18 protein-coding genes and 1 pseudogene are annotated in these 19,833 nt (G+C 60.2%); 10 read left to right on the top strand and 9 right to left on the bottom strand.

The window, feature by feature from the left end; genetic code table 11:
- Positions 1-121: 121 nt before the first annotated feature.
- The 4 genes from PMI32_RS21525 to PMI32_RS21540 all read right to left on the bottom strand — a co-directional run bounded on the left by PMI32_RS21525 (position 122) and on the right by PMI32_RS21540 (position 4,286).
- The gene (locus PMI32_RS21525) at positions 122-886 is read right to left on the bottom strand and encodes an amino acid ABC transporter ATP-binding protein (RefSeq protein ID WP_008026633.1); all 765 of its coding nucleotides are present in this window, start codon (positions 884-886) and stop codon (positions 122-124) included.
- Positions 887-896: 10 nt separating this feature from the next.
- Positions 897-1,994 (bottom strand): amino acid ABC transporter permease, encoded by a 1,098-nt coding sequence (locus PMI32_RS21530; protein WP_008026632.1) that lies wholly within the window; start codon positions 1,992-1,994, stop codon positions 897-899.
- A gap of 10 nt (positions 1,995-2,004) precedes the next feature.
- Entirely contained in the window at positions 2,005-3,186 is a 1,182-nt protein-coding gene (locus PMI32_RS21535; protein WP_008026631.1) for an amino acid ABC transporter permease, read from the bottom strand.
- A 65-nt stretch (positions 3,187-3,251) separates the two neighbouring features.
- A complete protein-coding gene (locus PMI32_RS21540) occupies positions 3,252-4,286 on the bottom strand; it encodes an amino acid ABC transporter substrate-binding protein (RefSeq protein WP_008026630.1) in 1,035 nt (344 codons plus the stop codon).
- 467 nt (positions 4,287-4,753) lie between these two features.
- On the opposite strand from PMI32_RS21540, the gene PMI32_RS21545 reads away from it, so the two are divergent.
- From PMI32_RS21545 to PMI32_RS21565, 5 genes are all read left to right on the top strand, one after another.
- A complete protein-coding gene (locus PMI32_RS21545) occupies positions 4,754-5,410 on the top strand; it encodes an alpha/beta hydrolase (protein WP_008026629.1) in 657 nt (218 codons plus the stop codon).
- Between the two features lie 98 nt (positions 5,411-5,508).
- The gene (gene rhlB, locus PMI32_RS21550) at positions 5,509-6,996 is read left to right on the top strand and encodes an ATP-dependent RNA helicase RhlB (RefSeq protein WP_008026628.1); all 1,488 of its coding nucleotides are present in this window, start codon (positions 5,509-5,511) and stop codon (positions 6,994-6,996) included.
- 242 nt (positions 6,997-7,238) lie between these two features.
- Entirely contained in the window at positions 7,239-8,186 is a 948-nt protein-coding gene (locus tag PMI32_RS21555) for an ornithine cyclodeaminase family protein (protein ID WP_008026627.1), read from the top strand.
- A gap of 128 nt (positions 8,187-8,314) precedes the next feature.
- A complete protein-coding gene (locus PMI32_RS21560; RefSeq protein WP_008026626.1) occupies positions 8,315-9,442 on the top strand; it encodes an NAD(P)/FAD-dependent oxidoreductase in 1,128 nt (375 codons plus the stop codon).
- Between the two features lie 90 nt (positions 9,443-9,532).
- The gene (locus PMI32_RS21565; protein WP_008026625.1) at positions 9,533-10,159 is read left to right on the top strand and encodes a helix-turn-helix transcriptional regulator; all 627 of its coding nucleotides are present in this window, start codon (positions 9,533-9,535) and stop codon (positions 10,157-10,159) included.
- A 448-nt stretch (positions 10,160-10,607) separates the two neighbouring features.
- On the opposite strand, the gene hmpA is transcribed toward PMI32_RS21565, so the two are convergent.
- Complete coding sequence (gene hmpA, locus PMI32_RS21570; protein WP_008026624.1) at positions 10,608-11,789, bottom strand: NO-inducible flavohemoprotein; 1,182 nt, start codon at positions 11,787-11,789, stop codon at positions 10,608-10,610.
- 156 nt (positions 11,790-11,945) lie between these two features.
- On the opposite strand from hmpA, the gene norR reads away from it, so the two are divergent.
- From norR to PMI32_RS21595, 5 genes are all read left to right on the top strand, one after another.
- A complete protein-coding gene (gene norR / locus PMI32_RS21575; RefSeq protein WP_008026623.1) occupies positions 11,946-13,496 on the top strand; it encodes a nitric oxide reductase transcriptional regulator NorR in 1,551 nt (516 codons plus the stop codon).
- A 222-nt stretch (positions 13,497-13,718) separates the two neighbouring features.
- Entirely contained in the window at positions 13,719-14,621 is a 903-nt protein-coding gene (locus tag PMI32_RS21580; protein ID WP_008026621.1) for a chemotaxis protein CheV, read from the top strand.
- A 25-nt stretch (positions 14,622-14,646) separates the two neighbouring features.
- Positions 14,647-15,105: a GNAT family N-acetyltransferase gene (locus PMI32_RS21585; RefSeq protein WP_008026620.1), complete on the top strand. Its 459-nt coding sequence runs from the start codon at positions 14,647-14,649 to the stop codon at positions 15,103-15,105.
- A gap of 151 nt (positions 15,106-15,256) precedes the next feature.
- Positions 15,257-15,583, top strand: coding sequence for a hypothetical protein (locus PMI32_RS21590; RefSeq protein WP_008026617.1), 327 nt, complete (start codon positions 15,257-15,259; stop codon positions 15,581-15,583).
- 83 nt (positions 15,584-15,666) lie between these two features.
- Positions 15,667-16,416 (top strand): YkgJ family cysteine cluster protein, encoded by a 750-nt coding sequence (locus tag PMI32_RS21595; protein WP_008026615.1) that lies wholly within the window; start codon positions 15,667-15,669, stop codon positions 16,414-16,416.
- On the opposite strand, the gene PMI32_RS21600 is transcribed toward PMI32_RS21595, so the two are convergent.
- The 4 genes and pseudogenes from PMI32_RS21600 to PMI32_RS21610 all read right to left on the bottom strand — a co-directional run bounded on the left by PMI32_RS21600 (position 16,413) and on the right by PMI32_RS21610 (position 19,686).
- The gene (locus PMI32_RS21600; protein WP_411740534.1) at positions 16,413-17,456 is read right to left on the bottom strand and encodes a methyl-accepting chemotaxis protein; all 1,044 of its coding nucleotides are present in this window, start codon (positions 17,454-17,456) and stop codon (positions 16,413-16,415) included. The two genes, PMI32_RS21595 and PMI32_RS21600, sit on opposite strands and share 4 nt — an antisense overlap.
- A 258-nt stretch (positions 17,457-17,714) precedes the next feature.
- Positions 17,715-17,996, bottom strand: a pseudogene (locus tag PMI32_RS31050) (PAS domain-containing protein); the annotation flags it as partial.
- A gap of 149 nt (positions 17,997-18,145) precedes the next feature.
- Positions 18,146-19,288 (bottom strand): transporter substrate-binding domain-containing protein, encoded by a 1,143-nt coding sequence (locus PMI32_RS21605; RefSeq protein ID WP_008026612.1) that lies wholly within the window; start codon positions 19,286-19,288, stop codon positions 18,146-18,148.
- A gap of 140 nt (positions 19,289-19,428) precedes the next feature.
- Positions 19,429-19,686 carry a hypothetical protein gene (locus tag PMI32_RS21610; RefSeq protein ID WP_008026610.1) on the bottom strand — a complete coding sequence of 86 codons (258 nt, stop codon included), beginning with the start codon at positions 19,684-19,686 and terminating at the stop codon, positions 19,429-19,431.
- Positions 19,687-19,833: the final 147 nt, after the last annotated feature.

Genomic DNA, 19,833 nt, shown 5'->3' with positions numbered 1-19,833 from the left:
TGGATATCGCCTGACACCCCGCCATCGCCAGCAAGCCGGCTCCTACAGGGATCAAGGTGTATTTCTTCGGGCAAAAAAAAACCCGGAACAGCGTCCGGGTTTTTTCACTGACTGGCTTCGATCAATGCAGGATCTGGCTCAGGAACAGTTTGGTGCGTTCGTTCTGCGGATTGTCGAAGAAGTCGTTCGGCGCGGCCTGTTCAACGATTTCGCCCTTGTCCATGAAGATCACGCGGTTGGCCACGGTGCGGGCGAAGCCCATTTCGTGGGTCACGCAGAGCATGGTCATGCCGTCTTCGGCCAGACCGATCATGGTGTCCAGCACCTCTTTCACCATTTCCGGGTCAAGGGCCGAAGTCGGTTCGTCGAACAGCATGATTTTCGGTTTCATGCACAGCGCGCGGGCAATCGCCACACGTTGTTGCTGACCGCCGGACAGTTGCCCCGGGAATTTATGCGCCTGCTCCGGAATGCGTACGCGTTCCAGGTAATGCATGGCGATTTCTTCGGCCTGGCGTTTGGGCATCTTGCGCACCCACATCGGCGCCAGGGTGCAGTTCTGCAGGATGGTCAGGTGCGGGAACAGGTTGAAGTGCTGAAACACCATGCCGACTTCACGACGGACCGTTTCGATCTGCTTGAGGTCGTTGGTCAACTCCACGCCATCGACCACGATGCGGCCCTGCTGGTGTTCTTCCAGACGGTTGAGGCAGCGAATGGTCGTCGATTTACCGGAACCCGACGGGCCGCACAGGACGATACGCTCGCCCTGTTTAACGTTCAGGTTGATGTCTTTCAACACGTGGAACTGGCCGTACCACTTGTTCACGCCCTGCATCTGAATAATGCCTTCAGGGCTCACAGGCTTTTTGATTGCTTCGCTCATTACAGAACTCCTAACGCTTGTGGCCAGTGTCGAGCTTGCGTTCCAGATGCATGGAATAGCGCGACATACCAAAACAGAAAATCCAGAACACCAGGGCCGCGAACACATAGCCTTCAGTGGCCATGCCCAACCATTTCGGGTCGGCGGCGGCTTGTTTGACGCTGTTGAGCAAGTCGAACAGGCCGATGATGATCACCAGGCTCGTGTCCTTGAACAGCGCAATGAAGGTGTTGACGATGCCAGGGATTACCAGCTTCAGGGCTTGCGGCAGAATCACCAGGCCCATGCTGCGCCAGTAACCGAGGCCCATCGCCGCAGCCGCTTCGTACTGACCTTTTGGAATCGCTTGCAGACCGCCGCGCACCACTTCAGCCACATAGGCCGACTGGAACAGGATCACGCCGATCAGCGCCCGCAGCAATTTGTCGAAGTTCATGCCTTCAGGCAGGAACAACGGCAGCATCACCGAGGACATGAACAGCACCGTGATCAACGGCACGCCGCGCCAGAATTCGATGAAGGTCACGCAGACCACACGAATCGCCGGCATATTCGAACGACGGCCCAGCGCCAGCACAATGCCCAGCGGCAACGCACCGGCAATACCGACAGTGGCGATCACCAGGGTCAGCATCAGGCCGCCCCATTGGCTGGTCGCCACTTGGGTCAGACCGAAAACGCCACCATGCAACAGGCACCAGGAAATGATCGGGTACAGCACCAGGAAGCTCAGGCCATACACGGCTTTACGGTGAAAGCGCGAGATGAACAGTGGCGCCACGCCGATCACCGCCAGCCACACGGTCAGGTCTACGCGCCAGCGCAGGTCCATCGGGTAGTAGCCGTACATGAACTGGCCAAAACGCTGCTGAATGAACACCCAGCAGGCGCCTTCCTTGGTGCAGTCGGCGCGGGTGGTGCCGACCCAGTTGGCGTCGATGATTGCCCATTCCAGGATCGGCGGGACAATCAGGTAAATCAGATAGAACGCAAACAGGGTCAGCAGGGTGTTGAGCCAGCTGGAGAACATGTTTGCGCGCATCCATGCGACCACACCGATGCTGCTGCTCGGTGGAGGCATGTCAGGCTTGAAAGTATGAGTACTCATGCGCTTTTCCTTACCGCTCGATCAGCGCAATGCGCTTGTTGTACCAGTTCATCAGCAGGGAAATGCTGATACTGATCGCCAGGTACACGCTCATGGTGATGGCAATTACCTCGATCGCCTGCCCGGTCTGGTTCAGCACCGTACCGGCAAACAACGAGACCATCTCCGGATAACCGATACCGGCCGCCAGCGAAGAGTTTTTCGCCAGGTTCAGGTATTGGCTGGTCAGCGGCGGAATGATCACGCGCAGGGCTTGCGGGATGATCACTTTGCGCAGGGTCGGACCGTTACGCAGACCCAGCGAGTGCGCCGCTTCGGTCTGGCCGTGGCTGACCGACTTGATGCCCGAACGCACGATCTCGGCGATGAACGCCGCGGTGTACACGGTCAGGGCCAGGGTCAGTGCCAGCAGTTCCGGGATCAGCACCCAGCCACCGACAAAGTTGAAGCCTTGCAGCTTGGGCATTTCCCAGTGCACTGGTGCACCGAAGATCAACGCGCACAGCGCCGGGATCGCAAAGAACAGCGCCAGGCCAACCCAGAACTTGTGGAACGGCACACCGGTCGCTTCGAAGCGTTTGGTGGCCCAGCGGCTCATCAGCACGATCGCGACAATGGCCACGACGATGCTGATCACAAACGGCCAGAAACCGTCCGCCATCAACGCGGCCGGCATGTTCAGGCCGCGGCTGCTGACGAAGAAGGTGTCGCCGAAGTTATGGCTGTTGCGTGGCCCCGGCATGGTCAGGAACACCGCGAAGTACCAGAACAGGATTTGCAGCAGCGGCGGAATGTTGCGAAAGACTTCCACATAAACAGTCGCCAGCTTGCTGATGATCCAGTTCTTCGACAGCCGTGACACGCCGACGATGAACCCGAGGATTGTCGCCAGGATCACGCCGATGAAAGTCACCAGCAGCGTGTTGAGCAGGCCGATGACAAACACCCGGGCATAACTGTCCGATTCGGTGTAGTCGATCAAGTGTTGAGCGATGCCGAAACCGGCACTGCGCTCCAGAAAGTCGAAACCGGAGGTAATGCCCCGGTGTTGAAGGTTGGTCTGCGTGTTGTCGAACAGGTACCAGCCCATCGAGACCACCGCCACGATGGTGATGATCTGAAATAGCCACGCACGCACTTTGGGATCGCTGAGGCTGAGCCTCTGCTTTGGTGCGCCGATTGAATTTTGCATGAAGTGCCCCGGATGTAATGGAACAGAACATCACCCGGCGGTTGGCCCACCGGGTGATAGAACCATCAGCGCACTGGTGGTGCGTATTGAATGCCGCCGTTGTTCCACAGAGCGTTCAGCCCGCGGTCGATGGCCAGCGGAGTGTCCTTGCCGAGGTTTTTCTCGAACACTTCACCGTAGTTACCGACTTGCTTGACGATCTGCACGACCCAGTCTTTCTTCACTTTCAGGTCTTTGCCGTATTCACCGTCGGTACCCAGCAGACGAGCGACGTCCGGGTTCTTGGTGCCTTTGGCTTCAGCTTCGACGTTTTTCGAAGTGATGCCGGCTTCTTCAGCGTTGAGCATGGCGTAGCCAGTCCAGCGCACGATGGCCAGCCACTCGTCGTCGCCATTACGTACGACCGGGCCCAGAGGCTCCTTGGAGATGGTTTCCGGCAGAACGGTGTAGTCGTTCGGGGTCGCCAGCTTGCTGCGTTGTGCGTAGAGCTGGGATTTGTCGGAGGTCAGCACGTCGCAACGACCGGATTCCAGCGACTTGGCGCTTTCATCGGAGGTGTCGAAAGTGATTGGGGTGTATTTCAGACCGTTGCCGCGGAAGTAGTCGGAAACGTTCAGCTCGGTGGTGGTACCGGCTTGAATGCAGATGGTGGCGCCGTCGAGCTCTTTGGCGCTTTTCACGCCCAGAGTCTTGCTGTTTACCAGGAAACCGATGCCGTCGTAGTAAGTGATGAAACCAGGGAATTTCAGACCCATGCCCGAATCACGGGAGCTGGTCATGGTGGTGTTGCGCGACAGGATGTCGATTTCGCCAGACTGCAGCGCGGTGAAGCGCTCCTTGGCGTTCAACTGACTGAACTTGACCTTGGTCGCGTCGCCGAAGACGGCAGCGGCCACAGCGCGGCAGTAGTCAGCATCGATACCGACGATCTTGCCATTGGCGTCCGGAACCGAGAAACCAGGCAGGCCATCGCTGACGCCGCACTGTACGAAACCTTTCTTCTGCACTGCATCCAGGGTTGCACCCGCCTGAGCGAACCCGCTGACACCGAGTACTGCGGCTGCAGACACGATAGCCAGGGTGGATTTCAACATCTTCATTCAAACCTCCAGTTTTGCTCTTGTTGTGTCGGAGCTTGAGTCCAGTCGCACCCTTATGAGGCGTAGTCGACCCGTGTTGGTTTTTTTTGGGGTCAACCGACGTAGGACCTGCGCTATGAGTCTAGTAGGAGAAAATCCAAATCATGGACCACTCACTTCTCACCAATCGGCCGAACGGGCTGTAGCCCTTTCACGTTCGCGAAGCCCGTAGCGGCCACTGGCGAACATCCATCACCGGATTTTTTGCTATCCCACCACGAACAATGGCCTGATAGTGTTACCGACAGGCGTGGGATTTTTCGTACAGGCTTCCTATAGCAAAGCCCGTACCAGACCGCTCGCCAAAGCGTTTAAGGGACAGGTCAATAGCAAAACTTGTAGCCTTGCGACATCTTCTTAACGGATCAACCAGACGCGCACTCATCTCTCGCACTCAATGAGAGCGCACGCACACAATTGGAGCAGCCATGACCGAGCCCTTGATTCTTGAACCCGTCAAGCCCGCAGACGCCTGCGTTATCTGGCTGCACGGGCTGGGCGCCGACCGTTACGACTTCCTGCCGGTGGCCGAAGCGTTACAGGAAACCCTGCTGAGCACTCGCTTCGTTCTCCCTCAGGCACCGACCTGCGCCGTCACCATCAATGGTGGCTACGAGATGCCGAGCTGGTACGACATATTGGCCATGAGCCCTGCACGCGCGATCAACCGCGAGCAGCTGGAAGCGTCGTCGGACCGGATCATCAAATTGATCGAAGTACAGCGAGCCGGCGGAATAGACGCTTCGCGAATTTTCCTGGCAGGTTTTTCCCAGGGCGGCGCCGTGGTGTTCCACACCGCGTTCCTGAAATGGCAGGGGCCGCTGGGTGGCGTACTTGCCCTCTCTACTTATGCACCGACCTTCAGCGAAGGACTGGAGCTTTCGGCCAGCCAACAGCGGATTCCGGTGTTGTCGTTGCACGGTCAGTACGATGACGTGGTGCAAAACTCGATGGGACGGACTGCCTACGAGTATTTAAAGCAGCATGGTGTCACCGTGACATGGCAGGAATACCCAATGGGTCACGAAGTGTTACCCGAGGAGATTCGCGACATCGGCACCTGGCTCGGCGAGCGCTTGCGTTAACGGCTGAGCTGAAAAACAGCCCATTGATCCATCCCCCTACGCCGCGCCCGATTCTTGCATTACACTGGCCGCCGTATATTCCTTAACCAATTGATGAGATGACCGTGCTCAAAGCACTCAAGAAAATGTTCGGTAAAAGCGAGACTGAGCAGCTCGCGCCAGTCTCCAGCGCTCCGTCTCACAGCCCCAGCCACCGCACCGACGGTAATCAGCCTGGCCGGACCGCCCCCGTAGCGGCACCGAAACAAGAGCCTGTGGCGACACCGGCCGTCCAGCCTGTTGAAGCGGCGGCTGCTGAGCAACCACGCAGCGAAGCGCCGAAGCCCGCCAAACCGCGTCGTGAACCCAAGCCAAAAGCGCCGGTCATCCCCTGGAAACTCGAAGACTTCGTCGTCGAACCCCAGGAAGGCAAAACCCGATTCCACGATTTCAAACTTGCCCCGGAACTGATGCACGCCATCCAGGACCTCGGCTTTCCGTATTGCACGCCGATTCAGGCTCAGGTGCTGGGCTTCACCCTCGCGGGCAAAGACGCCATCGGCCGCGCCCAGACCGGCACCGGCAAAACCGCGGCGTTCCTGATTTCGATCATCACCCAGTTGCTGCAAACCCCACCGCCGAAAGAGCGCTACATGGGTGAGCCACGGGCGCTGATCATCGCGCCGACCCGTGAACTGGTGGTGCAGATCGCCAAGGACGCCGCTGACCTGACCAAGTACACCGGCCTCAACGTCATGACGTTTGTCGGCGGCATGGACTTCGACAAGCAGCTCAAGCACCTCGAAGCGCGTCATTGCGACATCCTCGTCGCCACCCCGGGCCGCCTGCTCGACTTCAACCAGCGCGGCGACGTGCATCTGGACATGGTCGAAGTGATGGTCCTGGACGAAGCCGACCGCATGCTCGACATGGGCTTCATCCCGCAAGTGCGTCAGATCATTCGCCAGACGCCGCCGAAGAACGAGCGCCAGACATTGCTGTTCTCCGCGACCTTCACCGATGATGTGATGAACCTCGCCAAGCAATGGACCACCGACCCGTCGATCGTCGAGATCGAGGCGCAGAACGTGGCCAGCGAAAACGTCGAGCAGCACATCTACGCGGTGGCCGGTGCCGACAAATACAAACTGCTCTACAACCTGGTCAACGACAACGGCTGGGAGCGGGTGATGGTCTTCGCCAACCGCAAGGATGAAGTGCGGCGCATCGAAGAACGCCTGGTGCGTGACGGCGTCAACGCCGCGCAATTGTCTGGCGACGTGCCGCAGCACAAGCGCATCAAGACCCTGGAAGGCTTCCGCGAAGGCAAGATCCGCGTGTTGGTAGCCACCGACGTGGCCGGTCGTGGCATTCACATCGACGGCATCAGCCACGTGATCAACTTCACCCTGCCGGAAGTCCCGGACGACTACGTGCACCGTATCGGTCGTACCGGCCGTGCCGGCGCCGATGGCGTGTCGATCAGTTTTGCCGGTGAAGACGACTCCTACCAGCTACCGTCCATCGAGGCGCTGCTGGGTCGCAAAATCAGCTGCGAAACCCCTCCGACGCATCTATTGCGGGCGGTTGAGCGCAAGCGTCCGTAACAGCGGGTCGCAATAGAAAGAAGCGCAGCCGGCAACGGACTGCGCTTTTTTTTTCGCTCAAAAAAACACTGTAGGAGCGAGCTCGCTCGCGATGGTCGCGAACGATAACGCGTAAAACCAGATACCCCGCGGCGCTCTTGAATTCTTCGCGAGCAAGCTCGCTCCTACAAACGGCGCTTGCGAGATGCAACTAAAAGTCCATAATGGACAAATTAGTTTACTTGCCATTCCCGGAGCCGACCATGTCCAGCACGCCCTACGTGATCACCCAACCCCAGGCCCGCGAACTGCTGGCACAGGTCGACGTTCCGCAGATCCTGCGCAAGCTGTTCCGCGACCTGGCGGCCGGGCAAGCGGTACAACCGGCGCAACAACTGGTGGAGTTTCCCAAGGGCGCCGGCGATTTCATCAACTACCTGGGCGTGCTCGCCGAAGACGGGGTTTACGGGGTCAAGACCTCGCCTTACATCGTCCGCGAACAAGGCCCGCTGGTGACCGCATGGACCTTGCTGATGTCGATGCAGACTGGCGAGCCGCTGCTGTTGTGCGACGCCGGCGAACTGACCACCGCGCGCACCGCCGCGACAACCGCCGTCGCTGTCGACGCCCTGGCTCCGTTGAATGCGCAACGCCTGGCGATCATCGGCAGTGGCAAGGTCGCGCTGGCGCACCTGCATTACGTCAAAGGCCTGCGTGACTGGGAAAGCATCCACCTTTTCTCGCCGAACCTGAGCGACCTCAGCCCTGAAGCCGTGGCGCAGATCAAAAGCCTCGACCCACGGCTGACCCTTGTCGACACACGCGAAGCGGCCGTTCAGGACGCCGACGTGATCATGCTGTGCACGTCGTCCGCCGGCCCGGTGATCGACCCTTCCAGCCTGACCAAACCGGCATTGATCACTTCCATCAGCACCAATGCCCCACGCGCCCACGAAGTGCCGCCACAGAGCCTCAATGACATGCAGGTGTTCTGCGACTATCGCCCAACCACGCCGGGCTCGGCGGGTGAAATGCTGATTGCCGGCGAACAGCACGGCTGGGAGGCAAGCGCCATCGTCGGCGACCTGCCGGACTTGATCAGCGGAAAAGTCCAGCGCCCCGGCTATGACCGTCACGTGTTCTTCCGCTCGATCGGCCTGGGCCTGGAAGACATCGCACTGGCCAATGCCATCTACCACCTCCAGCACTAACACATACCTGTAGGAGCCGGCTTGCTGGCGATGCAGGCGCCGCGGTCTGTCAGACAAACCGCGGCGTCTGCATCGCCAGCAAGCCGGCTCCTACAGGAGATCTATATTGCGGCTTACAGGAGACATTCATGAGCCAGGCAGACTTCATTATCATCGGCGGCGGGATCGCCGGCGCTTCCACCGGTTTCTGGCTGTCGCAGCACGCCCGAGTGATCGTGCTCGAACGCGAATCCCATCCGGCCTACCACTCCACCGGACGCTCGGCGGCGCTGTTCACCGCCGCTTACGGCACACCGCAAGTCCGGGCATTGACCCAGGCCAGCCGCGATTTCTTCGACGCCCCGCCTGCCGGTTTCTGCGAACACCCGCTGCTGACCCCGCGCGGCGAAATGACCGTGGACTTCACCGGCGACCCGGCCGAACTGAACAACCAATACCTGAGCGCCAAAGCCACGGTGCCGGAGATGCAACTGCTCAGCGCCGACGAGGCCTGCGCGCGTTTGCCGATCCTGCGCCGGGAAAAAGTCCACGGCGCGATCTACGATCCGACCGCCAGCGACATCGACACCGACGCCTTGCACCAGGGTTACCTGCGTGGCATCCGACGCAATAAAAGTGAAGTGCATACCGACACTGAAGTCTTGAGACTGACCCGCGACGGCGAAGGTGTGTGGCAAGTTCAAACCAACGGCCAGACCTTCAGCGCCCCGGTCATCATCAACGCTGCCGGCGCCTGGGCCGACAAGATCGGCGAACTGGCCGGCGCGAAACCGCTGGGTCTGCAACCGAAACGCCGTGCAGCATTCATCTTCGCCGGGCCGGAAGGCGCGGACATCCACCATTGGCCGATGCTGGTCAGCCTCGACGAGTCGTTCTACATGAAGCCGGACGCCGGCATGTTCCTCGGCTCGCCGGCCAACGCCGACCCGGTTGAACCACACGACGTGCAGCCCGAAGAACTGGACATCGCCATGGGCATCTACCAGATCGAAGAAGCCACCACCCTGACCATCCGCCGCCCGACCCGCACCTGGGCCGGTCTGCGCAGCTTCGTGGCCGACGGCGATTTGCTGTCCGGTTTCGATCTGCAGGTGCCGGGGCTGTTCTGGGTTGCGGCGCAAGGCGGTTACGGCATCCAGACCTCGCCCGCCATGGGCCAGGCCAGCGCCGCGCTGGTACGCGGTGAAGCACTGCCCGAGCAACTCAAGCGTTTTGGCCTGGACGCCGGGATGCTGTCCCCTGCTCGCCTGGGCTGACCGGCGCCCTCAGGTGACGTGTCGACACGATTACGGCAAACTTCCAGCGCCCTTTTTGCAGGGCGCTGACGCTGCCTGGAGCTCCATTGTATGAACGCACCTGTAAAAGACCCGGCCCTGGACAACTTCCGCGCGATCGCCGATGCCATCGCTACGTTGTTCTTCCCCCACGCCGAGGTGGTGCTGCACGATCTGCGCACGCAGAAAGTCGACTACATCGCCAACAACCTGTCGAAACGGGAAGTGGGTGACGACTCGGCGCTGGAAGACATGCTCAGCGATGACATCAGCGAACGAAACATCGGGCCGTACGAAAAGTTGAACTGGGATGGTCAGAAAATTCGCAGCTTGAGCAGCGTGCTGCGCGACAGCGACGGTCATCCGCTGGCGGTGCTGTGCATCAACCTGAATATTTCGCTGTTCGAAAATGCCAAGGCCGCGTTGGACCTGTTCCTGTCGCCGAGCAAGCTGATCCCGCAACCGGATTCACTGTTCCGCGATGATTGGCAGGAGCGCATCAATACCTTCCTTCACGGCTGGCTGCGCGAACGTCAACTGAGCCTGAACCTGCTGACCCGCGACCACAAACGCGAACTGGTGCTGGCCCTGCACGCCGAAGGCGCCTTCAAAGGCAAAAGCGCCTCGAACTATGTGGCCAACGTGCTGAACATGGGACGGGCGACGGTGTACAAGCACCTGAAGGAATTGAAAGGCTGAAACACCCCGGATTGCCAGCGACACACGCCCTGTAGGAGCACGGCTTGCCGGCGACGGCGATCTCAAAGACGCCATCGCCGGCAAGCCGCCCGCAGCAAGCCGGCTCCTACAAGGTTCTGCGCAAACCACACGATGTTGAGCCCCCCCAAAACCTGTAGGAGCCAGCTTGCTGGCGATGGCGATTTTGAAGACGCCATCGCCGGCAAGCCAGCTCCTACAAGGTTCTGCGCCAGTCACACAACTCTGATGCGTCCCCAAATCTGTAGGAGCACGGCTTGCCGGCGATGGCGATCTTGAAGACGCCATCGCAGGCAAGCCGGCTCCTACAAGGTTCTGCGCCAGTCACACAACTCTGATGCGTCCCCAAATCTGTAGGAGCACGGCTTGCCGGCGAAGGCGATCTTGAAGACGCCTTCGCCGGCAAGCCTTGCTCCTACGGGTTTGGTGTTTATTCCAACGCCGAAGCCGGGCCGAAGAACTCGTAGCGGCTTTGCTTCTCCGGTACACCCAAGGCTTTCAGGTGACGTTTCACCGCCGCCATGAAGCCTTTAGGCCCCAGGAAGTACGCATCCAGATCGCGTTGTTGCGGCAACCACTCGCCCAGTTGTTCCTGACTCAACAACCCGACCTTGTGCGCCGCCGGGCTCACGCCGTCATCTTCGTCGTAGCAGTAGAAACGCTTGAGTTGTGGGTGACGCTCAGCCAAACCATCAATCCAGTCACGGAAAGCATGAACGCTGCCATTGCGTGCGCAGTGGATGAAGTGCACCGGCCGCTTGGTTTCCAGCGCCGCTTCCAGCATGGCCAGGGTCGGGGTGATGCCGACGCCGCCGCTGATCAGCACCAACGGTTTATCGCTGTCGGTCAGGGTGAATTCGCCCGATGGCGGGAACAGCTGAATGCTGGCGCCTACATGCAGTTGATCATGCAAATGGTTCGAGGCACGGCCACCGTGTTCACGCTTGACGCTGATGCGGTACTGGCCTTTGTTCGCCAGGGCTGACAGCGAATAGTTACGACGAATCTCTTCGCCATCGAGGATCAGTTTCATGCCGATGTACTGGCCGGGTTCTGCCGCGAGGATCGGACCTTTGTCCGCCGGTTCGAAGTAGAACGAAATGATTTCCGCGCTTTCCTCGACCTTGGCCGCAACGATGAACTCCCGCGCACCGCGCCAGCCGCCCGGGGCCTGTTCTTTCTGGTCGTAGATGCTGGTTTCAGCGCCGATCAGGATCTCGGCCAGTTGACCGTACGCCGCGCCCCAGGCGCTCATCACTTCCGGCGTGGCAATCTCTTCACCCAACACTTCGGAAATCGCACGCAACAGGCAGGTGCCGACAATCGGGTAGTGTTCCGGGAGGATTTGCAGCGCCACGTGCTTGTTGATGATTTTGGCCACCAGGTCGCCCAATTGGTCGAGCTGATCGATGTGGCGCGCATACATCAACACGCCGTTGGCCAGGGCGCGGGGTTGATCACCGGTGGCCTGGTGCGCCTGGTTGAACAGCGGGCGGACTTCCGGGTATTCGGAGAGCATCATGCGATAGAAATGCGTGATCAATGCTTCGCCACCGCTTTCCAGCAATGGCACAGTGGATTTGACGATTGCACGGTCTTGAACGCTAAGCATAAGGTGACTCCTGGACGACTTGGTTTTCTAACTGCTTTCCCTATGCATATCAGTTTCCGTGCCATCTATTTAATCGTTATAAATCAATAAGTTAAAAACATTCTAGTCATAACGACACCCCCTGACTTATAGTCATACCGACTACACGGAGTCACTATGACTGCAAAATCCTTGCTCACCACACTGCTTCCCCTGGTCTCGGACCTGTCCCGCGAACTCCCCGAGGGCGAGCGCTATCGGCGCCTGCTTGAAGCCATGCGCGCCTTGCTTCCCTGCGACGCCGCCGCGCTGCTGCGCCTCGATGGCGAGTGGCTGGTGCCGCTGGCCGTCGACGGTTTGAGCACCGACACCCTCGGCCGACGCTTCAAGGTCAGCGAACACCCTCGCTTCGAAGCCCTGCTCAGCAGCCCCGGCCCGACCCGCTTCGCCGCCGACAGCGACATGCCCGATCCTTATGACGGACTGGTCGATGGCCTCGACGATCACCTTGAAGTCCATGACTGCATGGGTTGCCCGCTGTTTATCGACGAACGTCCGTGGGGTTTGCTGACCCTCGACGCCCTCGACCCGGAACGCTTGGAACCGATCGAACTGGACGCCCTGCAAGCCTTCGCCAGCCTTGCCGCCGCCACGGTCAATGCCGCCGAGCGCATCGAACGGCTGGCCAATCGTGTCGAAGACGAGCATCAGCGCGCCGAGGTGTACCGACAGGCCAGCGGCCAGCAGAACCGCGAAATGATCGGTCAGAGCAAGGCCCACAAACGCTTGGTGGAAGAGATCAGCCTGGTCGGCGGCAGTGACCTGACCGTGTTGATCACCGGCGAAACCGGGGTCGGCAAGGAACTGGTGGCACAGGCGATTCACGCCGCCTCGCCCCGGGCCGACAAGCCGATCATCAGCCTCAACTGCGCCGCACTGCCGGACACGCTGGTGGAAAGCGAATTGTTCGGCCATGTGCGCGGCGCCTTCACCGGGGCAACCAGCGACCGTCGCGGCAAATTCGAACTGGCCAATGGCGGCACGCTGTTTCTCGATGAAGTCGGCGAACTGTCGCTGACGGTGCAGGCCAAATTGCTGCGCGTGCTGCAAAGCGGTCAATTGCAGCGGCTGGGGTCGGACAAAGAACATCAAGTCGATGTGCGGCTCATCGCCGCGACCAATCGCGACCTGGCCGAAGAAGTGCGCAGCGGCCGTTATCGTGCCGACTTCTACCACCGTTTGAGCGTTTACCCGCTATTGGTGCCGGCCCTGCGGGATCGCGGGCGGGATGTGCTGCTGCTCAGCGGTTTCTTCCTGGAGCAGAACCGTTCGCGCATGGGCCTCAACAGCCTGCGACTGACCAGCGATGCCCAGGCGTCGTTGCTGGCGTATGACTGGCCAGGTAACGTGCGAGAGCTGGAACACTTGATTGGGCGCAGCGCGTTGAAAGCGCTGGGTAACTGCAGGGAACGGCCGAAGATTCTCAGCTTGAGTGCGGCGGATCTGGATTTGCCCAGCGGCAGCGTTGAGGTAACGCCCGAGTCGCCGACCGCGACTCCAGTGACGTTGGTGTCAGGGGATTTGCGCGAGGCGACTGAAAGCTATCAGCGGCAATTGATCAGCGCGTGCCTGGATCGGCACCACAATAACTGGGCGAGCGCGGCGCGTGAACTAGGCTTGGATCGGGCGAATCTTGGGCGGATGGCCAAAAGATTGGGCATGAGATGAACGCTTTTGTAGGAGCCAGCTTGCTGGCGATGGTATCGCCGCGGTTTGTCTGACTGACCGCGGAAATGCTATCGCCAGCAAGCTGGCTCCTACAGGTTCGGGGTAGCATTTCGATTGCATCGGTATTTAGCCTAAAGCCTGCCCCCATCAAGTCGATAACCCGGCATCGATAGCTTTTGGCGACTTCCATTCGCCCATCACCTTTTTCCACAGAAGGTTTTTATGTCCTCCACCAAAGCCCGCGCAGATTCACTTTCGCTTCTGCTGTTTACCTTGCGCAGCGGCAAGTTGATGGCGATCAACCTGCTCAAGGTCAGTGAAATCATCCCCTGCCCACCGCTGACCAAGCTGCCGGAGTCGCACCCTCACGTCAAAGGCATCGCCACCCTGCGCGGCGCGTCGTTGTCGGTGATCGACCTGAGCCGTGCGATCGGCGAGCGGCCGCTGGAAGACCCAAACGGCGGCTGCCTGATTGTCACCGACGTCAGCCGCTCCAAGCAGGGCCTGCATGTTCAGGCGGTGAGCAAGATCGTCCACTGCCTGACCACCGACATCCGTCCGCCGCCCTTCGGCTCCGGCGGTGTGCGCTCGTACATCACTGGTGTGACCTCGGTCGACGGCACGCTGGTGCAGGTGCTGGACATCGAAAAGGTCATCCACGGCATCGCCCCGGCGCAGATCGAAACGGCCCCGACCGAACTGAGCATGGAAGACGCGGAAGTGCTCGGCAACGCGCGCATTCTGGTGGTCGATGACAGCCAGGTGGCCCTGCAGCAATCGGTGCACACCCTGCGCAACCTCGGCCTGCAATGCCATACCGCGCGCAGTGCCAAGGAAGCCATCGATTGCCTGCTGGACCTGCAAGGCACCGCCCAGCAGATCAACCTGATTGTTTCAGACATCGAAATGTCAGAGATGGACGGCTACGCCTTCACCCGCACCCTGCGCGAAACCCCGGATTTTGCGCACCTGTATGTGCTGCTGCACACCTCGCTGGACAGCGCGATGAACAGCGAGAAAGCGCGTCTGGCCGGCGCCAACGCGGTGCTGACCAAGTTCTCTTCGCCGGACCTGACCAAGTGCCTGATCGAAGCGGCCAAGGCGGTCGCCGAACAAGGTCACTGAGTTGGCCGAGGCTTTTTGTTTTCTGATGCGGCGCAACCTGGCGGAGGTTGTGCCCGCAATCACCTGGCCTCAGGGCATTGTCCTGCACGAATATCGTCCAGAACTGGCAGAAGCCGTTCATCGTTTGATGGAGCTGGGTTATCTGGACGGTGGCGGTCGCGTGCCGGCATTGGATATCTGGCAACAGCGGTTTGAGACGGACCCTGAATACGATCCCTCCCTGTGCTTCATTGCGCAGGATGCCGACGGTATCGTGGGTGTATGCCAGTGCTGGACCAGCGCCTACATCAAGAATCTGGTCGTGCACCCGCGAGCTCAGCGTCAGGGTTTGGGCCGGGCGTTGTTGTTGAGTGCATTCAACGTATTTCAGCAGCGTCGTGAAGGTTTTGTGGATTTGAAGGTATTGGAAGACAACCTTCGGGCGCAGCGGCTGTATGAAAGTGCCGGGATGATTGTGGTCCGCCGGGAGCCGGTTCCTGCCTGATACACCGCCTTCGCGGGCAAGCCTCGCTCCTACAGGTACGGTGATCCCATGTAGGAGTGAGCCTGCTCGCGATGGGGCCGACACATTCAACCTAAAACCATCAGGCATACTCCAAACCTAGGCCAACCAACCGACCAAGGATGCCTGCCCCATGAAAGCCACCACCCTCACCTTCCTCTGCCTCACCGCCCTCGCCACCCAAACCCACGCCTCCAGCCCAGACGCCTGGGCCGCTTTCGACAAAGCCATGCTCGCCAGTTGCATCAAGGCCAGCGGCCTGACGGACACCTTCCCCGTCGGCAAAGCCGCACAGTTCGATGACCGTGTCGACTACACCGCCGTACTCCTGCAAGGCCGCTACCCGCAAAAACACATGAAAGGCCAGCAAGGCACCGAGCTGTGCCTCTACAACAAAAAAAGCAACACCGCCTACGTGACCGAATGGGACTCCATCCGCCTACCCGCCAAATCCCGGTGAATGGCGCATAACTTGCTTCGACGCTGACTTCTGCGGTGGCATTCTGTCGCCAGTTCGGGCCCTGACAAGCGACTGATCCTTTGATGAATACAACGTTTTCCTGCGTAGGTTGCGGCAAATGCTGCAATGACCATCACGTCCCCCTGACCCTGGCCGAAGCCCGGATGTGGGCGGCCGACGGCGGTCAGGTGATCGTGCTGGTGGAAGGCTTCCTCGGTAACGGCCTTGGCCTGCCGGTGCAGCAACGCGAACATGCCGAGCGCCGTTCGGTGGTGGTTCAAAGCGGCGCCTGCGAAGCCTACGTGGCCATCACGTTTGCGGCGTACAACGTCGGTCCCTGCCGGAATCTTGACGAAGACAACCTCTGCCGCATCTACGAACGCCGGCCGCTGGTGTGCCGCATCTATCCGATGGAAATCAATCCGCACATCCCCCTCAACCCTGCGATCAAGGAATGCCCGCCCGAATCGTGGGAAAAAGGCCCGGATCTGATCATTGGCGGTGAATTGGTCGATCACGAGCTCGCAGAACTCATCCAGCGTTCCCGTCAGGCGGATCGCGACGATATCCGCACCAAAGATGCGATTTGCGCCTCACTGGGGATTCGGACCACGGCCCTGAAGGGCGATGGATTCACCGCGTATCTACCGGACATGAGTGCGTTCGCCACGGTCATCGATCAGGTGGCGCAACAGCCGCTGACAGGATCGGACAGTGAGTGGCAGTTCCACGTATCGGGTGACGACATCGCCGGGCAAGTGCTGGCGGCGGGTGCGCACGTGGCCACCGAGACGCCGCTCAACTATGCCTTCATTTCGTTGCGCGCGGCTTAACGGCGGGCTCGCCAAAACTCTTGCGCCAACAACCGCAAGTCCCCCGCCAGCCCCGCCACATCGGTTGAATTCGCCTGGCTTTGCTGCCCCTCACTGACCGTGACCTCGCAGGCTGAGCGAATGCTGATGATGTTGCGGTTGATGTCTTCGCTGACGCTGCTCTGCTCTTCCACCGCCGAAGCGATTTGCAGGCTCATTTGCGTGATCTGATTGACCCGCCGACTGATCGCGTCCAGCGAATCAGCGGCGCGTCGGGCCTGTTCGACGCTGTTGTCCACCTGTTCGCTGCTTTGCTGCATCACCACCACCGCGTCCCGCGTGCCGTTTTGCAGGGTGCTGATCATGCGCTGAATCTCGTTGGTCGATTGCTGGGTACGCTGGGCCAGGCCACGAACTTCATCGGCCACCACCGCGAAACCGCGCCCGGCATCCCCGGCACGCGCCGCTTCGATGGCCGCGTTGAGGGCCAGCAGATTGGTTTGCTCGGCGATGCTGCGGATCACATCCAGCACGCCGGTAATCTCGCTGCTGTGCCCCTCCAATTGATGAATCACCTCGGTGGCGCGCGCCAGCTCCTCGGCCAGACGCAGCACCGCATGGCGACTTTCACTCACCAATTGATGACCTTCACGGGTTTCGTTGCCGGCCAGGTCGGCCGCCTGGGACGCTTGCTGCGCATGACCGGCAACCTCGGCCACGCTGGCAGACATCTGGTGAATCGCCGCCGCCACCTGATCGGTTTCCGCCTGCTGGGCCAGCGTGCTGTTATGACTGCCTTGCAGGTGTTCGACCAGTTCCGCCGCGTGCCCGGCCAAGCGCTGCGACGCATCGCCGATGCGCCCCACCACCGCGCCGATCTGCGCTTCGAGCATCTGGAAGGCAAACTCGATCTGGCCGAACTGATCGCGGCGACCGGTGTAAACAGCCTGGCTCAACGGGTTGTCGGCAATCTGCCGGGCGCGTTCGGTCAACACTTTCAGCGGACGCAACATGAATCCGGTTCCGACCGCTGCCAAACCACTGCCCACGACAAACGCCAGTACGCCGAAAACGGCTGACGAAGGGTTCAGCCACGCTTCGATGCCCACCACACAGGCCAATGTCGCGCTGAACAGCGCCGTCACCTTGAGACCCGGACCGAGCACGGGCAGCCGCTGCCACAGTGATGTACGACCACTGCGAAGCTGTGTGTAGGCTTTTTCCGCGGCTTCGATCTGCCGCGCCGAGGGCTTGGTCCGGACCGACTGATACTCCACGGCTTTACCGTTCTGCGTCACCGGCGTGGCATACGCGCTTACCCAATAGTGATCGCCATTCTTGCAGCGATTTTTCACCAGCCCCATCCATGAGCGGCCGCTTTTAAGGGTCTGCCACATATGCGCGAAAGCCGCCGCCGGCATGTCCGGGTGGCGCAGCAAGTTGTGCGTCGAGCCCAGCAACTCCTCACGGCTGTAACCGCAGATGTTGATGAAGTCGTCGTTGGCGTAGGTGATCGCGCTGGTCAGATCAGTGGTCGAGAGGATATTCGCATCAGCCGCAACGTCGACATTACGGCCGGTCACCGGGAGGTTGATCTTCATGGAAAGCGCGCTCGTTGGATGGAAAGAGTCGGCAGGGCTGCTGACTCTAAGCGCACTGATTCCACAAACGTTGATCTGGCTCAGGATATGAGCACTTAGCCATCACCCACGGCTGATCAAGCCGGGATGATGGCCATATCGGAGTGATATCAGGTAGTGGCGCGCGCAACGCACTCGACTTCCACCCGCGCGTCCAACACCAGTTTACGGGCGGCGAAGGTGGTACGGGCGGGCATCCGGTTCTGCGGGAAATAGCTGCGGTACACCCCGTTCATGGCTGCAAAATCCTTGATGTCGGCAAGAATGACCGTGCATTTGGCGACATGCGCCAAGGACGATCCGCTACGTTGCAGTGCGCTGCGCAGGTTCTCCATGGTCTGGGTCATCTGCGGGACGATTCCGCCCTTGACCAGCTTGCCATCGGCCCCCGCCCCGAGCACGCCGGACAAGTAGAGGGTCTGGTCGATTTGCACCGCTTCAGAGAACGGCAGGCCTCCCTCGGCGGGGAAGTAGCGTGGCGAATCGGGCGCTGCTGCCGGCAAGTAGCGCTGAATGATCTGCTGGTATAGACCGTTTTGCTTGATTCGCTCCAGGGCCGCATTCAGATTATCGCGCAACGCTGTGTCGGTCTTGCGCAGGGCCATGGCCACGCCAGTGCCCAGCATCGGATCGTCGAGCGCGTCTCCCGCAAAGGCGAAAGCCTGCCCTCGGGGTTGGCTCAATAAGGCCTCGTTGATTTCGATCGAGTCTTGCAGCGTGGCATCGATGTCACCCGCCAGCAGGCTTTCGATCAACTGGTTGTTGAAACTGAAACTGCGCACCGTGACGCCCTCGGGCGCCCAACGCGCTTTCGCGAATGCCTCACGGCTGGTGCCGGCCAGGACGCCGATACGCTTACCCTTGAGCGATTGCGCATCCGGTTGCAGATTCGAGCCTGTGCGAGCCACCAGGCGGCTATTCAGGGGATACAGGTTTTCGGTGAAGTCGATCCGCTCACGACGCGCGGAGGTAGCGGTCATCGGCATGATGACATCGAACTTCCCGGCTTCCAGCGCAAGGATGTTAGTGGCGTAATCCTGATCGACCCAGACACAGCGAGCCTTGAGCTCGGCACACAGCGCATTGCCCAGTTCGATGTTCAAACCGACCAGCTCACCCTTGTCGTTACGGCTCTCGAAGGGCGGAACCAGCGCTTCTACGCCGAAACGGATCTGCGGCTCGACTGCCGTCGAAACACAGCCGGTGGCCAGGACCGCCAGCGACAACACAGACAGGATTTTTACCAGAGGCATTCGGTAACCTTCATCAAGCATTCAGGGAAATGAATACTTCACGAGTGGCTACTGACTTTCCCAGAGGATGAGTCGCTCATCCTCGTAGGAACTGTCTCGGTTTCAGCAAGAATGGTTACCGGACAAAAAACACTGAGCAGTCAGCGTTTGCCCATCGAACGACGGGTGCCAGGAGGCGCTGCGCCGGGGGTCTTGGTGTGGCCGTTCTTGGCGCCGTTCTTGTACCAGGGCTGGCTGGCGGTTTTCGCGGCGGCCAGTTCACCCGGTTTGAACGGGAACTTGAACGCCGGGATCGCGGCTTTGGTTTCGCTGTCTGCGCTGGAGTCGACGCTGTCTGGCAGGTCTGCCTGGTCGTCGCTCAAAGCGTCGGCAACCGGCGGTTGTGTCGGGGAAGTCATGAAAGCTCCGGGTGATGCAAAAGAGTCGGGCCCGGTCAGCGAGCCGCGAAAGGCGGCAGTATACCTGTGTCGGGGGCGACAGGCTTCACGTGGAGAGTGAGTCCGTCGGGTTTTGTGGTGCCCCGCCTGCCGCCATCGCCGGCAAGC

The organism is Pseudomonas sp. GM60, from assembly GCF_000282415.1.
GTDB lineage: Bacteria > Pseudomonadota > Gammaproteobacteria > Pseudomonadales > Pseudomonadaceae > Aquipseudomonas > Aquipseudomonas migulae.
The sequence above is the reverse complement of the archived record's forward strand: the minus strand, read 5'-3'. Positions and strand labels throughout refer to the sequence as shown.